At 71.3% G+C, this 15,647-nt stretch carries 14 protein-coding genes; 8 read left to right on the top strand and 6 right to left on the bottom strand.

Annotation, left to right across the window (positions count from 1 at the left end; all coding sequences use genetic code 11):
- The 7 genes from cysC (at window position 1) to Sco07f_RS10385 (ending at window position 6,703) form a co-directional block, all read left to right on the top strand.
- On the top strand, window positions 1–609 hold the full coding sequence (gene cysC, locus Sco07f_RS10420) for an adenylyl-sulfate kinase (protein WP_167468062.1): 609 nt from the start codon (window positions 1–3) through the stop codon (window positions 607–609).
- A complete protein-coding gene (cysD, locus tag Sco07f_RS10415) occupies window positions 606–1,544 on the top strand; it encodes a sulfate adenylyltransferase subunit CysD (RefSeq protein ID WP_007387814.1) in 939 nt (312 codons plus the stop codon). The genes cysC and cysD overlap by 4 nt, the downstream gene beginning before the upstream one ends.
- Window positions 1,545–1,546: 2 nt before the next feature.
- Window positions 1,547–2,902: a sulfate adenylyltransferase subunit 1 gene (locus tag Sco07f_RS10410; protein WP_108987640.1), complete on the top strand. Its 1,356-nt coding sequence runs from the start codon at window positions 1,547–1,549 to the stop codon at window positions 2,900–2,902.
- 233 nt (window positions 2,903–3,135) lie between these two features.
- Entirely contained in the window at window positions 3,136–4,239 is a 1,104-nt protein-coding gene (locus Sco07f_RS10400; RefSeq protein ID WP_108987639.1) for an aliphatic sulfonate ABC transporter substrate-binding protein, read from the top strand.
- Window positions 4,240–4,279: 40 nt separating this feature from the next.
- Window positions 4,280–5,074 carry an ABC transporter ATP-binding protein gene (locus Sco07f_RS10395; RefSeq protein ID WP_108987638.1) on the top strand — a complete coding sequence of 265 codons (795 nt, stop codon included), beginning with the start codon at window positions 4,280–4,282 and terminating at the stop codon, window positions 5,072–5,074.
- Entirely contained in the window at window positions 5,061–5,957 is an 897-nt protein-coding gene (locus tag Sco07f_RS10390) for an ABC transporter permease (RefSeq protein ID WP_108987637.1), read from the top strand. The genes Sco07f_RS10395 and Sco07f_RS10390 overlap by 14 nt, the downstream gene beginning before the upstream one ends.
- An 8-nt stretch (window positions 5,958–5,965) precedes the next feature.
- Complete coding sequence (locus tag Sco07f_RS10385) at window positions 5,966–6,703, top strand: sirohydrochlorin chelatase (protein WP_007387808.1); 738 nt, start codon at window positions 5,966–5,968, stop codon at window positions 6,701–6,703.
- A gap of 13 nt (window positions 6,704–6,716) precedes the next feature.
- Here Sco07f_RS10385 and Sco07f_RS10380 read toward each other — a convergent pair whose 3' ends face one another.
- A complete protein-coding gene (locus tag Sco07f_RS10380; protein ID WP_042821843.1) occupies window positions 6,717–7,265 on the bottom strand; it encodes a DUF1697 domain-containing protein in 549 nt (182 codons plus the stop codon).
- Between the two features lie 377 nt (window positions 7,266–7,642).
- Here Sco07f_RS10380 and Sco07f_RS10375 point away from each other — a divergent pair, with 377 nt between their 5' ends.
- The gene (locus Sco07f_RS10375; RefSeq protein WP_087789156.1) at window positions 7,643–9,913 is read left to right on the top strand and encodes an MMPL family transporter; all 2,271 of its coding nucleotides are present in this window, start codon (window positions 7,643–7,645) and stop codon (window positions 9,911–9,913) included.
- Between the two features lie 75 nt (window positions 9,914–9,988).
- Here Sco07f_RS10375 and Sco07f_RS10370 read toward each other — a convergent pair whose 3' ends face one another.
- The 5 genes from Sco07f_RS10370 to Sco07f_RS10350 form a co-directional block, all read right to left on the bottom strand.
- Window positions 9,989–11,245 (bottom strand): glycosyltransferase, encoded by a 1,257-nt coding sequence (locus Sco07f_RS10370; RefSeq protein WP_108987801.1) that lies wholly within the window; start codon window positions 11,243–11,245, stop codon window positions 9,989–9,991.
- 140 nt (window positions 11,246–11,385) lie between these two features.
- The gene (gene erm(O), locus Sco07f_RS10365) at window positions 11,386–12,165 is read right to left on the bottom strand and encodes a 23S rRNA (adenine(2058)-N(6))-methyltransferase Erm(O) (RefSeq protein ID WP_108987636.1); all 780 of its coding nucleotides are present in this window, start codon (window positions 12,163–12,165) and stop codon (window positions 11,386–11,388) included.
- Between the two features lie 334 nt (window positions 12,166–12,499).
- Window positions 12,500–13,792: an ABC transporter substrate-binding protein gene (locus Sco07f_RS10360; RefSeq protein WP_108987635.1), complete on the bottom strand. Its 1,293-nt coding sequence runs from the start codon at window positions 13,790–13,792 to the stop codon at window positions 12,500–12,502.
- Window positions 13,792–14,625, bottom strand: a complete 834-nt coding sequence (locus Sco07f_RS10355) for a carbohydrate ABC transporter permease (RefSeq protein ID WP_042821841.1) — start codon at window positions 14,623–14,625, stop codon at window positions 13,792–13,794. Before Sco07f_RS10355 ends, Sco07f_RS10360 begins: the two co-directional genes overlap by 1 nt.
- Window positions 14,622–15,569, bottom strand: coding sequence for a carbohydrate ABC transporter permease (locus Sco07f_RS10350; protein ID WP_108987634.1), 948 nt, complete (start codon window positions 15,567–15,569; stop codon window positions 14,622–14,624). The genes Sco07f_RS10355 and Sco07f_RS10350 overlap by 4 nt, the downstream gene beginning before the upstream one ends.
- Window positions 15,570–15,647: the final 78 nt, after the last annotated feature.

Genomic DNA, 15,647 nt, shown 5'->3' with positions numbered 1-15,647 from the left:
ATGACGACCACCAAGGGACCGACGGCCACTGGGCCGACGACCACCGGACCATCGAGATCCAGGGAGAACCACGTGACGACCGGAGCCACCGTCTGGCTCACGGGGCTGCCCAGCGCCGGCAAGACCACGATCGCCCGCGAGCTGGCCGACCGCCTCCGTGAGGAGGGCCGGCGCGTCGAACTGCTCGACGGCGACGAGATCCGCGAGTTCCTCTCCGCGGGCCTCGGCTTCGACCGCGCGGACCGGCACACCAACGTGCAGCGCATCGGTTTCGTCGCCGAACTGCTCGCCCGCAACGGTGTGACGGCGCTGGTCCCGGTGATCGCGCCGTACGCGGACAGCCGGGAGGCGGTGCGCGGGCGTCACGAGGCGAACGGCACGGCGTACGTCGAGGTGCACGTGGCCACGCCCGTGGAGGTGTGCTCGGTGCGCGACGTGAAGGGCCTGTACGCCAAGCAGGCCGCGGGCGAGCTGACCGGCCTCACCGGGGTCGACGACCCCTACGAGGAGCCCGTCAAGCCCGACCTGCGCATCGAGTCGCAGGACCAGACCGTTCAGGAGTCCGCCGCGGCGGTCCACGCCCTGCTCACCGAAAGGGGACTGGCATGACGACGACCGCCGAAGCGGCGCGGGAGGGCACGGCGGGTCCGTACGCCCTCTCCCACCTGGACGCCCTCGAATCGGAGGCGGTGCACATCTTCCGGGAGGTGGCGGGCGAGTTCGAGCGGCCGGTGATCCTGTTCTCCGGCGGCAAGGACTCGATCCTGATGCTGCACCTGGCGCTGAAGGCGTTCGCGCCGGCGGCGGTGCCGTTCTCGCTGCTGCACGTGGACACCGGGCACAACTTCCCCGAGGTCCTGGAGTACCGCGACCGCACGGTCGAGCGGCACGGGTTGCGGCTGCACGTCGCCTCCGTGCAGGACTACATCGACCGCGGGGTGCTGCGCGAGCGCCCCGACGGGACCCGTAATCCGTTGCAGACGCTGCCGCTGACGGAGCGGATCCAGGCGGAGAAGTTCGACGCGGTCTTCGGCGGCGGGCGCCGCGACGAGGAGAAGGCGCGGGCCAAGGAGCGGGTGTTCTCGCTGCGGGACGAGTTCTCCCAGTGGGACCCGCGCCGCCAGCGCCCCGAGCTGTGGAACCTCTACAACGGCCGGCACGCCCCCGGCGAGCACGTCCGGGTCTTTCCGCTGTCGAACTGGACCGAGCTGGACGTGTGGCAGTACATCGCCCGGGAGGGCATCGAGCTGCCGCAGATCTACTACGCCCACGAGCGCGAGGTCTTCGCCCGCTCCGGGATGTGGCTGACCGCGGGTGAGTGGGGCGGGCCGAAGGACGGCGAGACGATCGAGAAGCGGCGGGTGCGTTATCGCACGGTCGGTGACATGTCCTGCACCGGCGCCGTCGACTCCGGCGCCGACACCATCGAGAAGGTCATCGCGGAGATCGCCGTCACCCGGCTCACCGAGCGCGGTGCGACGCGGGCCGACGACAAGATGTCCGAGGCCGCGATGGAAGACCGCAAGCGCGAGGGGTACTTCTAACCATGACCAGCACCCAAGAGCCCGTCGAGCCGGTGTCGGTGTGGCAGTTGTCGGAGTCGACGCTGCTGCGGTTCGCCACCGCCGGGTCGGTCGACGACGGCAAGTCCACGCTGGTCGGCCGGCTGCTGCACGACTCCAAGTCGGTCCTCACCGACCAGCTCGAGGCCGTCGAGCGGGCCTCCGCCGGCCGCGGCCAGGACGCCCCGGACCTCGCGCTGCTCACCGACGGCCTGCGGGCCGAGCGCGAGCAGGGCATCACCATCGACGTGGCCTACCGCTACTTCGCCACCCCCCGCCGCCGCTTCATCCTCGCCGACACCCCCGGGCACGTGCAGTACACGCGGAACATGGTCACCGGCGCCTCCACCGCCGAACTCACCGTCATCCTGGTCGACGCCCGCAACGGCGTCGTCGAGCAGACCCGCCGCCACGCCGCGATCGCCGCCCTGCTGCGCGTCCCCCACGTCGTCCTCGCCGTCAACAAGATGGACCTGGTCGACTACCAGGAGTCCGTGTTCGCGGCCATCGCCGAGGAGTTCACCGCCTACGCCACCGAACTGGGCGTCCCCGAGGTCACCGCCATCCCCATCTCCGCACTCGCCGGGGACAACGTGGTGGAGGCGTCGTCGGTCATGGACTGGTACGGCGGCCCCACCGTCCTCGAACACCTGGAGACCGTGCCGGTCAGCCACGACCTGGCGCACTGCCACGCCCGGCTGCCGGTGCAGTACGTGATCCGGCCGCGCACCGCCGAGCATCCCGACTACCGCGGCTACGCGGGCCAGATCGCCGCCGGTACCTTCCGTGTCGGCGACGAGGTCACCGTGCTGCCCTCCGGCCGCACCTCGACCGTGTCCGGCATCGACCTCCTCGGCACCCCCGTCGAGGCCGCCTGGACACCGCAGTCGGTGACACTGCTGCTCGAGGACGACATCGACATCTCCCGCGGCGACCTGATCGTGCCCCGCGAGGACGCCCCGGCCACCAGCCAGGACGTCGAAGCCACCGTCTGCCACGTCGCCGACGCGCCCCTCACCGTCGGCCACCGGGTCCTGCTCAAACACGGCACCCGCACGGTGAAGGCCATCGTCAAGGACATCCCCGCCCGGCTCACCCTGGACGACCTCTCCCTGCACCCGCACCCCGGGCAGCTCGTCGCCAACGACATCGGCCGGGTGAAGATCCGCACCGCCGAACCCCTGCCCGCCGACTCCTACGCCGACTCCCGACGCACCGGCTCCTTCATCCTCATCGACCCCGCCGACGGCACCACCCTCACCGCAGGCATGGCCGGGGAGTCCTTCGCCGCGCCGGAACCGGTCAAGGACGCGGCCGAAGCCGACGGGTGGGACTTCTGAGCATGGGTTCCCCCGATTTCTACTCCACGTTCGCCAAGGAGGGCGGCCGCGTCGGCAGCGGCTTCCTCGGCAGCGGGCAGGGCGGAGTGGCGCGATGTGCGCGCTGACGTACGCGCACCGCTCGCGCGCCCTCACCCTCCACAGCCGAAGACCTGCCGACCTCCCGGCCACGACCTGACACCTCGGACGAACCGACAGGCGTGCGTGCCGGACCAACGAGAGGAACCCCTCCCGTGCCTGCCACCTCCGCCCTGCGCCGCACGCTGGCGGTCATAGCCGCCCTTCCCCTGCTGACGCTGGCCGCCTGCGGCTACGGCTCGCAGGCGAAGGACGACGACACGGCGAAGATCGCCGCGGGCGCCGAGAAGACCGACGGTCTCGACTCCGTCCGGATCGGGTACTTCGGCAACATCACGCACGCCACCCCGCTGGTCGCGAACCAGAAGGGCTTCTTCCAAAAAGCGCTGGGCGGCACCGAGGCCAAGTACGCGGTCTTCAACGCGGGTCCGTCCGAGATCGAGGCGCTGAACTCCGGTTCCATCGACATCGGCTGGATCGGCCCGTCCCCGGCGATCAACGGCTACACCAAGTCCGGCGGCAGGAACCTGCGCATCGTCGGCGGCTCCGCCTCGGGCGGCGTGAAGCTGGTGGTCAACCCGGACAAGATCAAGACCCTCGAGGACGTCAAGGGCAAGCGCATCGCCACCCCGCAGCTGGGCAACACCCAGGACGTCGCGTTCCTCAACTGGATCGCCGAGCAGGGCTGGAAGGTCGACGCGCAGAGCGGCAAGGGCGACGTCACCGTCGTCCGCAGCGACAACAAGGTCACCCCGAACGCCTACAGGTCCGGCTCCGTCGACGGTGCCTGGGTGCCCGAGCCGACCGCGTCCCGGCTGGTCGCCGAGGGCGGCAAGGTCCTGCTCGACGAGTCGGCACTGTGGCCGGACGAGAAGTTCGTGATCACGAACATCATCGTGTCGCAGAAGTTCCTCAACGAGCACCCCAAGGCCGTGGAAGCAGTCCTCCAGGCGTCGGTCGACACCAACGCCTGGATCACCACCCACCCCGACGAGGCGAAGGCCGCGGCCAACGCCCAGCTGGAGAAGGACTCCGGCAAGGCCCTGCCCGCCGACGTCCTGGACCCGGCGTGGGAATCGATCAGGGTCACCGACGACCCGCTGGCCGCCACCCTCGACGCCGAGGCGGACCACGCCGTGAAGGCCGGCCTCCTCGAGCAGCCCGACCTGAACGGCATCTACGACCTCACCCTGCTCAACAAGGTCCTCAAGGCCAAGGGCAAGCCCCCGGTCGACGACGCCGGACTCGGCGTCGAGTAGAGCACCCACCCGGAACCCGACCACCCAGGAGGTGACGACCATGGCCACGACCACGACCCTCGCCAAGGCCGCCGACGGCATCGAGCCGGCCACGTACGCCGCCCGGATCGAGCACGTCTCGAAGTCCTTCGCGGGCCCCGCCGGGCAGCAGCTCGTCCTGGACGACATCACCCTCGATGTCGCCCCCGGCGAGTTCGTCACCCTCCTGGGCGCCTCCGGCTGCGGCAAGTCAACGCTGCTCAACCTGGTGGCCGGCCTGGACAAGCCCAGCGCGGGCGGCATCACCACGGACGGGCGACCGGCCCTGATGTTCCAGGAGCACGCCCTGTTCCCCTGGCTGACCGCGGGCAAGAACATCGAACTCGCCCTGAAACTGCGCGGCGTGCCCAAGACGGACCGCCGCGACAAGGCCGAGGAACTGCTCGAACTCGTCCGCCTCAAGGGCGCATACGGCAAGCGGGTGCACGAGCTGTCCGGCGGTATGCGCCAGCGCGTCGCGATGGCCCGCGCGCTCGCCCAGGAGAGCAAGCTGCTGCTGATGGACGAGCCCTTCGCCGCACTGGACGCCATCACCCGCGACGTCCTGCACGACGAGCTCACCCGCATCTGGCGCGAGACGCAGCTGTCCGTCCTCTTCGTCACCCACAACGTCCGCGAGGCCGTACGCCTGGCCGAACGGGTCGTCCTGCTGTCCTCCCGCCCCGGACGCGTCGCGCGCGAGTGGACGGTCGGCATCCCGCAGCCGCGCCGCATCGAGGACACCGCCGTGGCCGAGCTGTCCGTCGAGATCACCGAAGAACTGCGTGGGGAGATCCGCCGCCATGGCCAGCACTGACACGACGCGTCCCGCGAAGGAGAACGGCGACCTCGCCGGTCTGGAGGCGGGCCTGGACGCACTGGAGTCGGTGCAGCAGGGACGCACCCCACTGCGGCAGACCCTGGTCGAGAAGGTCCTGCCGCCCACCGTCGCCGTGCTCCTCGTGCTGGCGGTGTGGCAGGGCCTGGTCTCTTTCGAGATCGTCGACGATCCGACCAAGCTGCCCGCCCCCTCCGACGTGTGGGACGTGGTCCACCAGGCCTGGCTCCAGGGCGAGTTGCTCGGCTACATCTGGACCAGCGTCTCCCGCGGCCTGCTCGGCTTCTGCTTCGCCCTCCTCATCGGCACCCCGCTGGGACTCCTCGTCGCCCGCGTGAAGTTCGTCCGCGCGGCCATCGGCCCCATCCTCTCCGGCCTCCAGTCCCTGCCGTCGGTGGCCTGGGTGCCGCCCGCCGTGATCTGGCTGGGCCTGAACAACACGATGATGTACGCCGTCATCCTCCTCGGCGCCGTGCCCTCCATCGCCAACGGCCTCGTCTCCGGCGTCGACCAGGTCTCCCCGATCTTCCTCCGCGCCGGCCGCACCCTCGGCGCCACCGGACTCAAGGGAACCTGGCACATCGTGCTGCCCGCCGCACTCCCCGGCTACGTCGCCGGCCTCAAACAGGGCTGGGCCTTCTCCTGGCGCTCCCTGATGGCCGCCGAGATCATCGCCTCCTTCCCCGACCTCGGCGTCGGCCTGGGACAACTCCTCGAGAACGGCCGCAACGCCAGCGACATGGCCATGGTCTTCGAAGCCATCCTCCTCATCCTGACCGTCGGCATCGCCATCGACCTGCTCATCTTCAGCCCGCTCGAGCGCTGGGTCCTGCGCAGCCGCGGCCTGCTGGTGAAGGGCTGAGGTACGCCATGTCCACGCCGGTGCTTCTCGTCATCGCCCACGGCAGCCGCGACCCGCGGCACGCCGCGACCGTGCACGCCCTGGTCCGCCGGGTCAGGGCGTTGCGTCCGGACGTACGGGTGGAGACCGGCTTCCTGGACTTCAACGTGCCCTCGGTGCAGGGCGTGCTGGAGTCCTTGGAGACGGAGGGGGTGCGGGATGTCGTGGCGCTCCCGCTGCTGCTGACGCGCGCCTTCCACGCCAAGTCGGACATCCCGGCGGTGCTGGCGGCGGCGCCGCCGCGGCTCCGGATCCGGCAGGCGGAGGTGCTCGGCCCCTCGCCGCTGCTGGTCTCGGCGCTGGAACGGCGCCTGTACGAGGCGGGCCTGACGCCCGCCGACAAGTCCTCGACCGGGGTCGTGCTGGCCTCGGCGGGGTCCTCCGACCCGGAGGCGATCGCAGTGATCGCTGAAATCGCGCGGGAGTGGCGGCACACCGGTTGGTGCGCCGTGCGGCCTGCGTTCGCCTCCGCATCCCTTCCGCGCACCGAGGACGCGGTACGGCGGTTGCGCGAGCTGGGCTGTGCCCGCGTCGCCGTCGCCCCGTACGTCCTGGCGCCGGGTTTCCTGCCGGACCGTATCGCCCGGGGCGCGGCCGGTGCGGACGTGCTGGCGGACGTCCTGGGTCCCGCGCCGGAGGTGGCGCGGGTCCTGCTGGAGCGGTACGACGCGGCGCGGGTGCCGGTGGCGCTGGCGGTCGGGGCCTGAGACCGGGAACTCGTCAGGCGCCCGTCAGCTCCACCAGCTTGGTGACCGTGTTCCAGTTGCGGCTGGTGGCGATCAGGCCCTTGTTGACGCGGGGTTTGGCGAGGGCCTCGGCCAGTTTGGAGCGGCCCAGGCCGTCCGGTGCGTAGAGGTACAGGGCGCGGTCGCCGAGGCGGAACTCCTCGGGGTGGAAGGCCGGGGCGTCGATCGCCGCGAAGCGGTCCGCGTCGACGGGCGCGGAGAAGTAGGTGACGTGCAGCTGCTTGCCCTCCAGCTCGGCGGCCGGGAACGGGCACGCCTCGACGATCCCCTTCAGATAGGCGTGGTCGCGCACGATCACGTCCACGGGGAAGCCGAACCGCTTCTCGATCGCCTCCGCCAGTTCCGCGGCCAGGGTGTCCTCGTCGCCGTGGCCGGACGCGAAGACGGCCTGTCCGCTCTGCAGATGGGTGCGTACGGCGTCGTGGCCGAGGGAGGTCAGCAGCGCGCGGAGGTCGGCCATCGGGACTTTCCGGCTGCCGCCCACGTTGATCCCGCGCAGCAGGGCCGCGTACATGGTCGTCATCCGCACACCATAGAACGGCCGTCGTGCCCCGTGGGGGCGGGCACGACGGCCGGGTCCGCGCGCCGGGCGCACGTGCGCGTCACTCTCGCCGATGCGGTGCGCGGGGTTCAACCACTACACACGCCTGTGACTTAATCAACAACTCTTCCAAAAGGCTCCGGCACGCCACCGCACCCTGATCAACGCCCCTGGGATCGCCCGGTAGATGTAAGGGGCCGGGATCCTCCTCAGCGGTGAGTGCGGCGGTACGGAGGGATGAGTGCGACGCCGCCGCACGTCACCGGAGAGCACGACGCGACGGCCTTATGCGGCCCATACCTTCGAAACGCAAGGTGGCGGCAGGGGGCCGGCACCGCTCATGAGGGGGCAGGCCGGTCATGCGGAACCGAGAGACACGGGTGCGGGGCATAGCCGCCCGGGCGGGCGGCTGGAGCGCCCGGCACCGGTGGGCCGCCGTCGGGATCTGGGTGCTGTTCGTCGTCCTGGCGATGGGGCTCGGTTCGGCGGCCGGCCGGGTCGACGTCAAGGACAGCGACCAGATGGGCGGCGAGACGCACACCGCCGCCAGGATCGTCGAGGACGCCGGGATCGACGAGCCGGCCGGCGAGACCGTCCTGATCCAGGCGAAGGACGGCGGCGTCAAGGCCACGGACGCCGAGTTCCGGGCCGCGGTCGACGCGGTCGTCGCGGCGGTGGAGGAGACCGGGAAGGTCACGGGCGTCACCTCGCCCTACGACGCCAAGACGATCTCGAAGGACGGCCGCAGCGCGCTGGTGCAGTTCGACATGCGCGGCGAGGCGGACACCGCGGGCGAGCGGGTCGAGCCGGTGCTGAAGGCGGTCGAGGGCGTCCAGAAGGAGCACGACGCGCTGCGGATCGAGGAGATCGGCGGCGCCAGCATGATGAAGACGTTCGACGACGCGTTCGGCGACGACTTCAAGAAGGCCGAGTACTCGGCGGTGCCGGTGGCGCTCGGCATCCTGCTCGTCGCGTTCGGCGCGCTGGTGGCGGCGCTGGTCCCGGTGGCGCTGGCGATCACCGCGATCGTCGCGACGATGGGCCTGATGGGCCTGGTCAGCCACGTCCAGCCGATGAGCGAGACCGCCAACTCCGTGATGCTGCTGGTCGGTCTGGCCGTCGGCGTCGACTACTGCCTGTTCTACCTGCGCCGCGAGCGCGAGGAGCGGGCCGCCGGCCGGGACGCGCAGACGGCGCTCAGGATCGCCGCCGCCACCAGTGGCCGGGCGATCGTCGTCTCCGGTGTCACGGTGTGCGTGGCGATGGCGGGCATGCTGTTCACCGGCATCGCCGAGTTCGAGGCGATGGGCCTGGCCTCGCTGATGGTGGTCGCGGTGGCCATGGTCGGCTCGGTGACGGTCCTGCCGGCGCTGCTGTCCCTGCTGGGCGAGCGGGTGGAGAAGGGCCGCGTGCCGTTCCTGCGCCGGCGCCGGCCGAGCGGCGGCACCAGTGAGGGCAGCCGGTTCTGGACGGCGGTGCTCAAGCGCGTACTGGCCAAGCCGCTCCTCGCCGCCGTGGTCGCCGTCGGCGCGCTGCTGGCCGTCGCCGCGCCCGCGCTGGGCATGAAGACGCAGAACCTCACACTGGACCAGGAGTTCGGCGACTCGCTGCCCATCGTGCAGACGTACAACCGGGTCAACGAGGCCTTCCCGGGTGGTTCCGACCCGGCCGAGGTGGTGGTGAAGGCCGACGACATCAACGCGCCCGAGGTGCGGGCGGCGCTCGCCGACTTCCGGGAGCGGGCGGTCAGTTCGGGTGCGTCGCGCGGCCCGGTGGACATCACGATGCACGACGAGCAGAACGTCGCGCTGGTGTACGTCCCGCTGGTGGGCGGCTCCGACCAGGACAAGGCGGGCGAGAGCCTGGACAAGCTGCGCGACGAGGTACGGCCCGCGACGCTGGGGAAGGTCGACGGCGTCGAGGCACCGATCACCGGTCAGGTGGCGGGCAACAAGGACTTCAACGACCAGCTCGTCGGGTCGGTCCTGCCGGTCTTCGCCTTCGTCGTGGTCTTCGCCTTCCTGCTGATGCTGCTGTCCTTCCGCTCGCTGACGGTCGCGCTCACCTCGATCGTGCTCAACCTGCTGTCGGTGGGCGCGGCGTACGGCATCCTGGTCGCCGTCTTCCAGCACGGCTGGGGCGCCTCGCTGGTGGGCGCCGAGGGCGTGGGCGCCATCATCACGTGGCTGCCGCTGTTCCTCTTCGTGATCCTGTTCGGCCTGTCGATGGACTACCACGTATTCGTGGTCTCCCGGATCCGCGAGGCGCGGCTGCGCGGGCGGAGCACCCGGGACGCGATCCAGCACGGTGTGGTCACCACGGCGGGCGTCGTCACCAGTGCCGCCGTCATCATGGTCGCGGTGTTCGCCATCTTCGGCACGCTGTCCATGCAGTCGATGAAGCAGATGGGCGTGGGCCTGGCGGCGGCGGTCCTGATCGACGCGACGATCATCCGGGGCGTCCTGCTGCCGGCCGTGATGTCGCTGCTCGGCGAGCGCAACTGGTACCTGCCGAAGTGGCTGCACCGGCTGCCCGACCTGACCCACGACGAGTCGCCCGAGGCGATCGCGCCGACGGTCCGGGACGGCCAGGGCGAGCGCGGGGAGCGGGGCGAACCGGTCGGGGTCTGACCGGTTCGCCGCCAAGGCCGGAGGGCCCGTCGGTTCCGGGGGAACCGACGGGCCCTCCGGCCTTGTTGTGCCGGGTCAGACGCGCGCCGCGGCCAGCTCCGCCTCGATGAGGTCGGCGGCCCGCCGGGTGCCGCCCTCCTGGGCCATCTGCGCCTGGATCTCCTTCAGCCGCCCCGCCGCTTCCGGGTCGTCGACCAGGGCGAGGGCGGCGGTGCGCAGCGCCTCGGCGGTGGCCTCCTCGGTGGCGAGGGTACGGGCGACGCCGAGGCCCTCGAGCATGCCGGCGTTGCCGAACTGGTCCGCGGCCTGCGGTACGGCGATCATCGGGGTGGCGGTCGCCAGTCCCTCCTGGCTGCCGCCCGCGCCCGCGTGGGTGACGAACAGGTCGGCCTGCTGGAGGACCGCCAACTGCGGTACCCAGGAACGCACTTCCACGTTGTCCGGTACGTCGCCCAGCTCGGCGGCGCCGACGTGCCGGCCGACCTGGAGCACGGTGTGCCAGCCGGGCAGCTCGCCGAAGGCCTTGACGCACTCCCGGTAGAACGCGGGCTGCTTGGTGAAGGCCGACCCGAGGGAGACGAGGACGACCTTCTCCGCGCCCTCGGGACGCGTCCACTCGCCCTCGGCGCTGCGGTCCCCCTGGCAGGCGCCGACGAAGGTGTACGCCTTCTCGTCCACCCGCTCGGCGTTGGGCTGGAGCGCCTTGGGGATCAGCACCAGGGAGCGGTCGGGGCGGCCGACGAACGGGTCGGGGTGGTCGGTGATCCCGTTCTCCTCCAGCCAGGCGTGGAAGCGGGCGTAGTACGCCTGCCCGCGCTCGGTCTTCAGCGGCTCCTCCCACATCGGCTCGCCGACCTCCTGCTCGTACCCCTCCCAGGCGACCATGCAGGGCGACAGGGAGATCACGGGCACGTTCCAGCGGCGGCCGAGGACGCGGGCGGGGTAGGAGCCGATGTCGTGCAGGATCAGGTCCGGCTCGTCGCCCTCGTAGGCCTCGGCGATCTGCGGGAGTGCCTGGATCGCGTCGTCGAGGAAGGGCTCGACGTTGTCCAGCAGGGTGCTCCCCCACGCCTCCGGGTCGGCGTCGGGGCCGGGCAGGATGCTGTTCCAGAGCTTGGGTTCGGCGCCCGTCTCGGCGACCTTGTCCGCGAGGAGCGGCGGGATCGCGTACGTCACCCGGTGCCCTCGTGCGACGAGCTCGCGGATCACCTCCAGGCTGGGGTTCACGTGGCCGTGGGCGGCGATGGAGAACATGGCGATGTGCGCGGGGCGACTGGTCATGCCACGACCGTACGCGAGACGAGACGTCTCGTGCAACTCTTTTCGGTTCATCTCGTGCGGCTCCTCGGTGTTCATCTCGTGCGGCTCCTTCGGGTCCATCTCGCACGACTCCTTCGGGTTCATCCCGTGGGACTCCTTCGGGTTCATCCCGTGCGGCTCCTTCGGATTCATCTCGTGGGACTCCTTTCGGTTCACGGCGCCAGTTCCTCGTGCAGCCGCAGCCACCGCTCGGGCGCGACCTCGCCGACGAGTGCGCCGGGGTCGAGCCGCGCGGCACGGAAGGCCGCGTCCACCCGGCGCCGTGGGTGGGCGCGCCGCAGGGAGGCGTGCAGTGAGCCGCCGACGCCCGAGAACCCCAGCTCGACCAGGTCCGCCCAGCCGTGTCCGGCGGCGGCGCCGATCAGGGGGACGGGACGGCGTTCGATGCGGAGGATGCCGGCGTCGACGCGCGGCGCCGGGCGGAAGCGGAGGCGGCCCACCCGGCCCACCAGCCGCCACTCGTGCCGTGGCCAGGTCAGGACCGTGAGCAGGGTCCAGCGGCCGTAGTCGCCGGTGCGTTTGCGGGCGTACTCGAGCTGGGTGATGAGGGTCGCGTCGGTGAGGCCGGGCGCGGTCAGGCACCAGTCGACGATGTCGGCCGTGCGTGAGAAGGGCACGTTCCCGGCGACCGAGAACGGTGTGCGCGGTGGCCGGGCGGCGAGGAAGTCACCCGGAACGACGCGGACGTGCGGGCTGCGCGCGAAACGTGCGCGGAGTCCGGGGACGAGCCGTGGGTCGATCTCGTAGGCGTGCAGCTCGCGGCTGCGGCGGGCGAGCGGCTCGGTGAGCGCGCCCTTGCCCGCGCCCACCTCGAGCACGAGGGGAGGGCGTGAGCGGTCGGCGGCGGCGAGCCGGGCGACGTGCTCGGCGGTGGAGCGGTCGGCGAGGAAGTTCTGCGAGAGCGTGCGGGCACGCTGGGTGGGGCGGGCCATGGCCTGCGGTCCTTGTCTTCCGTGACAGGAGGGGAAAAGGGCAGCCGAAGGCCCTGACCGGAAGACGAAGGCAAAAAGGAACGCGGAGGCTCAGCCCCGCCGCACGCGCAGGGGACGCGTCGGGCGCGTCGGGTGCGTCAGCGGCGGGGGGACCCCGGGCCGGTCAGGGCTCCGGGTCCGCGCCGCATCCTGATGGAGTACGTGCAGCCCCGGCCGAGACCGGAGTTGAAGATCGCGTTGAAAGCTGCCACGGACGCGACGCTAGGCGGGCGGGCGCCCGGCGGGCAACCGGTTTTCGCGCGGGCGGCCCTCGGCGGACCGCCCGCGGGCGGCGTCAGCGCTGGTAGCGGGCGAGGACGAGATTGCCGTCCTCCTCGAGTCTGTGGCGCAGGTCCTCCATGCCGATCGCCCCGCTGTAGTACTCCTGGAGCGCCGGGGTCGCCACCTTGTCCTTCCACTCGGCGTAGCCCCGTACGGACTGCGCGGGCGCCGGGCGCAGGTGCTCGGCGAGGGCGGTGCCGGTGGCCCAGCCGTGCTCGTCGGTGTGCAGGGCGGGATCCTTCAGGGCCTGCTCACCGGTGGGCAGCATCCAGTCGCCGAGCGCGAGGCGCACCATGTTGTCCGGCTGGAGGAGGAAGTCGACGAACGCGGCGGCCTCCTTCTTGTGCGGGCTGTCCTCGGCGATCGACAGGGTCTGCGGGCTGACGCCCTGGGCGAGCCCGTCGGCACCGGCCGGGGCGGGCAGCACCTGCCAGTCGAAGCCCTCGGGGGCCTGCTGCTCGATCTGCTGGCGGTAGGAGAAGCCGAGCGGCACCATCGCGTACTTGCCCGCGAAGAAGCCGGGCAGCGTGTCGGAGCCGCCGCTGCCCAGGGTGGTGGGCGAGGCGCTGTGGTCGGTGTCGACCTGGTCGTGGACGGTGCGGGGCACCACCTGGTCACCCGTCTCGAAGCGGACGGTCACCTTGCCGTCGGCGCCGCGGTGGAAGAGCTTTCCGCCGGTGGACAGGGAGAGGTTGAGCGTGGCGGACACGGGCTCCTTGAGCGGCCAGGCCACCCCGTACGTCCCGTCGCCGCTCAGCTCCTTCGTCACCTGCCGGAACTCCGGCCAGGTCCAGGGGTGTTCCGGCGTCGGTATCCGCACGCCCGACTCCTTCAGCAGGGTCGCGTTGGCGATCAGCACCCGCGGCTCCTGGAGGAACGGCACGCCGTAGATGCCGTCGCCGAAGGCGACCGTCTCCCAGCTGCGCTCCGGTATGTCCGACTTCAGCCGCGCGGGCAGCAGTTCGGTGAGGTCGGCGAGGTAGCCGCCGTAGGCGAAGTCGGCGAGGTCGTCGGAGGCGTCGTGGATGATGTCGGGCGCCTCGCCGCCCTCGAAGGAGGTGAGGAGCTGGTCGTGGACGCTGTCCCAGCTGCCCTGGACGTACTCGACGCGCACGTCGGGGTGGCCGGCGTTCCACTCCCGCACCAGTTCCTTGTTGGCCTTCACCGACTCGTCCTGCCAGGCCAGGGACTGGAAGCGGAGGGTGATCCGGCCGTCGTCCGCCCCGTCGCCGCCGCCCGAGCAGCCCGCGAGCAGCAGGACGGCACAGGCGAACAGGGTGAGGATCCTCGTACGCGTCCGCGTCATCAGCTCTTCACCGCCCCGGCGAGCATGCCGCCCGTGATCCGCCGCTGGATGAGGGCGAAGACGAGCAGCGAGGGCAGCGTGGCGAGGAAGGCCGCCGCGGCGAGCGGTCCGAGGTCGGCGACGCCCTCGGCGCCGATGAAGTGGGTGAGGATCACGGGCAGCGTCTGTTTCTCCGGGGTCTTCAGCAGCACCAGTGCGAAGAAGAACTCGTTCCACGCGGTGATGAAGGCGAACAGGGCCGTCGCCACGATCCCCGGGGCGAGCAGCGGCGCGGTCACCGAGACGAGGGTCCGCAGCCGTCCGGCGCCGTCGACGGCGGCCGCCTCCTCCAGCTCGCGCGGCACGGCGCGGACGTATCCGGCGAGCATCCACAGGGCGAACGGCAGCGACCAGACGACGTACACCATCACCAGGCCGGGGACCGAGTTGATCAGGCCGAGGTTCTTGAGGACCAGGAACAGCGGGATGATCAGCAGGACGAAGGGGAAGGCCTGGCTGACCACGACCCACCCGGTGGCGGCCTTGGTGAGCCGGCCGCGACGGCGGGCCATGACGTACGCCATCGGGGTGGCGATCAGCACCGCGATCACGGCGGCGCCGAGCGCGGCGAGCAGGGAGTTGAGCCCCGCGCGCAGCAGCGGCTGCTCGTCGAAGGCCTGCCGGAAGTTGTCGAGGGTGGGGTGCTCCGGGATCCAGGTGGGGTGCAGACTGGCCAGCTCGCGCGGCGGTTTGAACGCGATGGAGATCAGCCAGAGGAACGGGAAGGCCAGGAAGACCAGATACGCGAGCAGCGCGGCGTACTGGCCCACGCGGGCCCCGGTCGAGGTTCTCACGCCTCGTCACCTCCCTTGGTTCCGCCGCGGAGCCGGCCGACGAGGAAGACGGCCAGCAGGATCGAGATCACGGCGACCATGACGCAGCCCATCGCCGCCGCGTAGCCGAACTGGCCGTAGCGGAAGGCCTCTTCGTACGCAAAGAGCATGGGCAGGCGGGTGCGGCCGCCGGGGCCTCCGTTGGTCAGCACGTAGACCAGGGCGAAGGAGTTGAAGTTCCAGATGAGGTTGAGCGCGGTGATGGCGAGCGCGACGGGTCTGAGGGCGGGCCAGGTGACCGTGCGGAAGCGGCGCCAGGCGCCCGCGCCGTCCACGGCGGCCGCCTCGTGCAGTTCGCGCGGGGTGTTCTGGAGTCCGGCGAGCAGGGCGACCGTGGTCTGCGGCATGCCGGCCCAGACGCCGACGACGACGACGGCGGGCAGGGCGGTGCCGAGGCCGCTGAGCCAGTCGTGGCCGTTGCCGAGGCCGAGGTCGCGCAGGGTCTCGTTGAGGATGCCGGCGTCCGGGTTGTAGACCAGCCGCCACATGATGCCGACGACGACCTCGGGCATCGCCCAGGGGATGATCGCGAGGGCGCGGGCCGCCCAGCGCAGCCGGAGGTTCTGGTTGAGCAGCAGGGCGAGGCCGAGTGCGAGCAGGAACTGCGGGACCGTCACCCCGACGGCCCACACCAGGCCGATCCGGAACGACTCCCAGAACAGCGTGTCGTGCAGCAGGTCCCGGAAGTTCAGGGCGCCGATCCACTCGGTGGGCTCCGTGCGGCCCGACTGGGCGTCGGTGAAGGCCAGCAGGATGCCGTAGAGCAGCGGCCCGACGCTGAGGACCAGAATCGGGATCAGCGCGGGCAGCACCAGGAACCAGGCACTGTGGTCCGGTCCGCCCCGTGGACGGTCCGGGCCGGGCGCACTGCGCGCCGGTCTCCTCGACTCGGTCACCAATGTCACGTAATCAACCCCTTTGCGCGGGCCGGACGGGCCTGGCCATGGTCGTGAAGTGACCGTGTCCCGTCAAGGGCCCGCGTA

The sequence above is a fragment of the Streptomyces coelicoflavus genome (assembly GCF_003112555.1).
Taxonomy (GTDB): Bacteria; Actinomycetota; Actinomycetes; order Streptomycetales; family Streptomycetaceae; genus Streptomyces; species Streptomyces coelicoflavus.
This window is presented reverse-complemented; position numbering and strand designations above follow the sequence as displayed.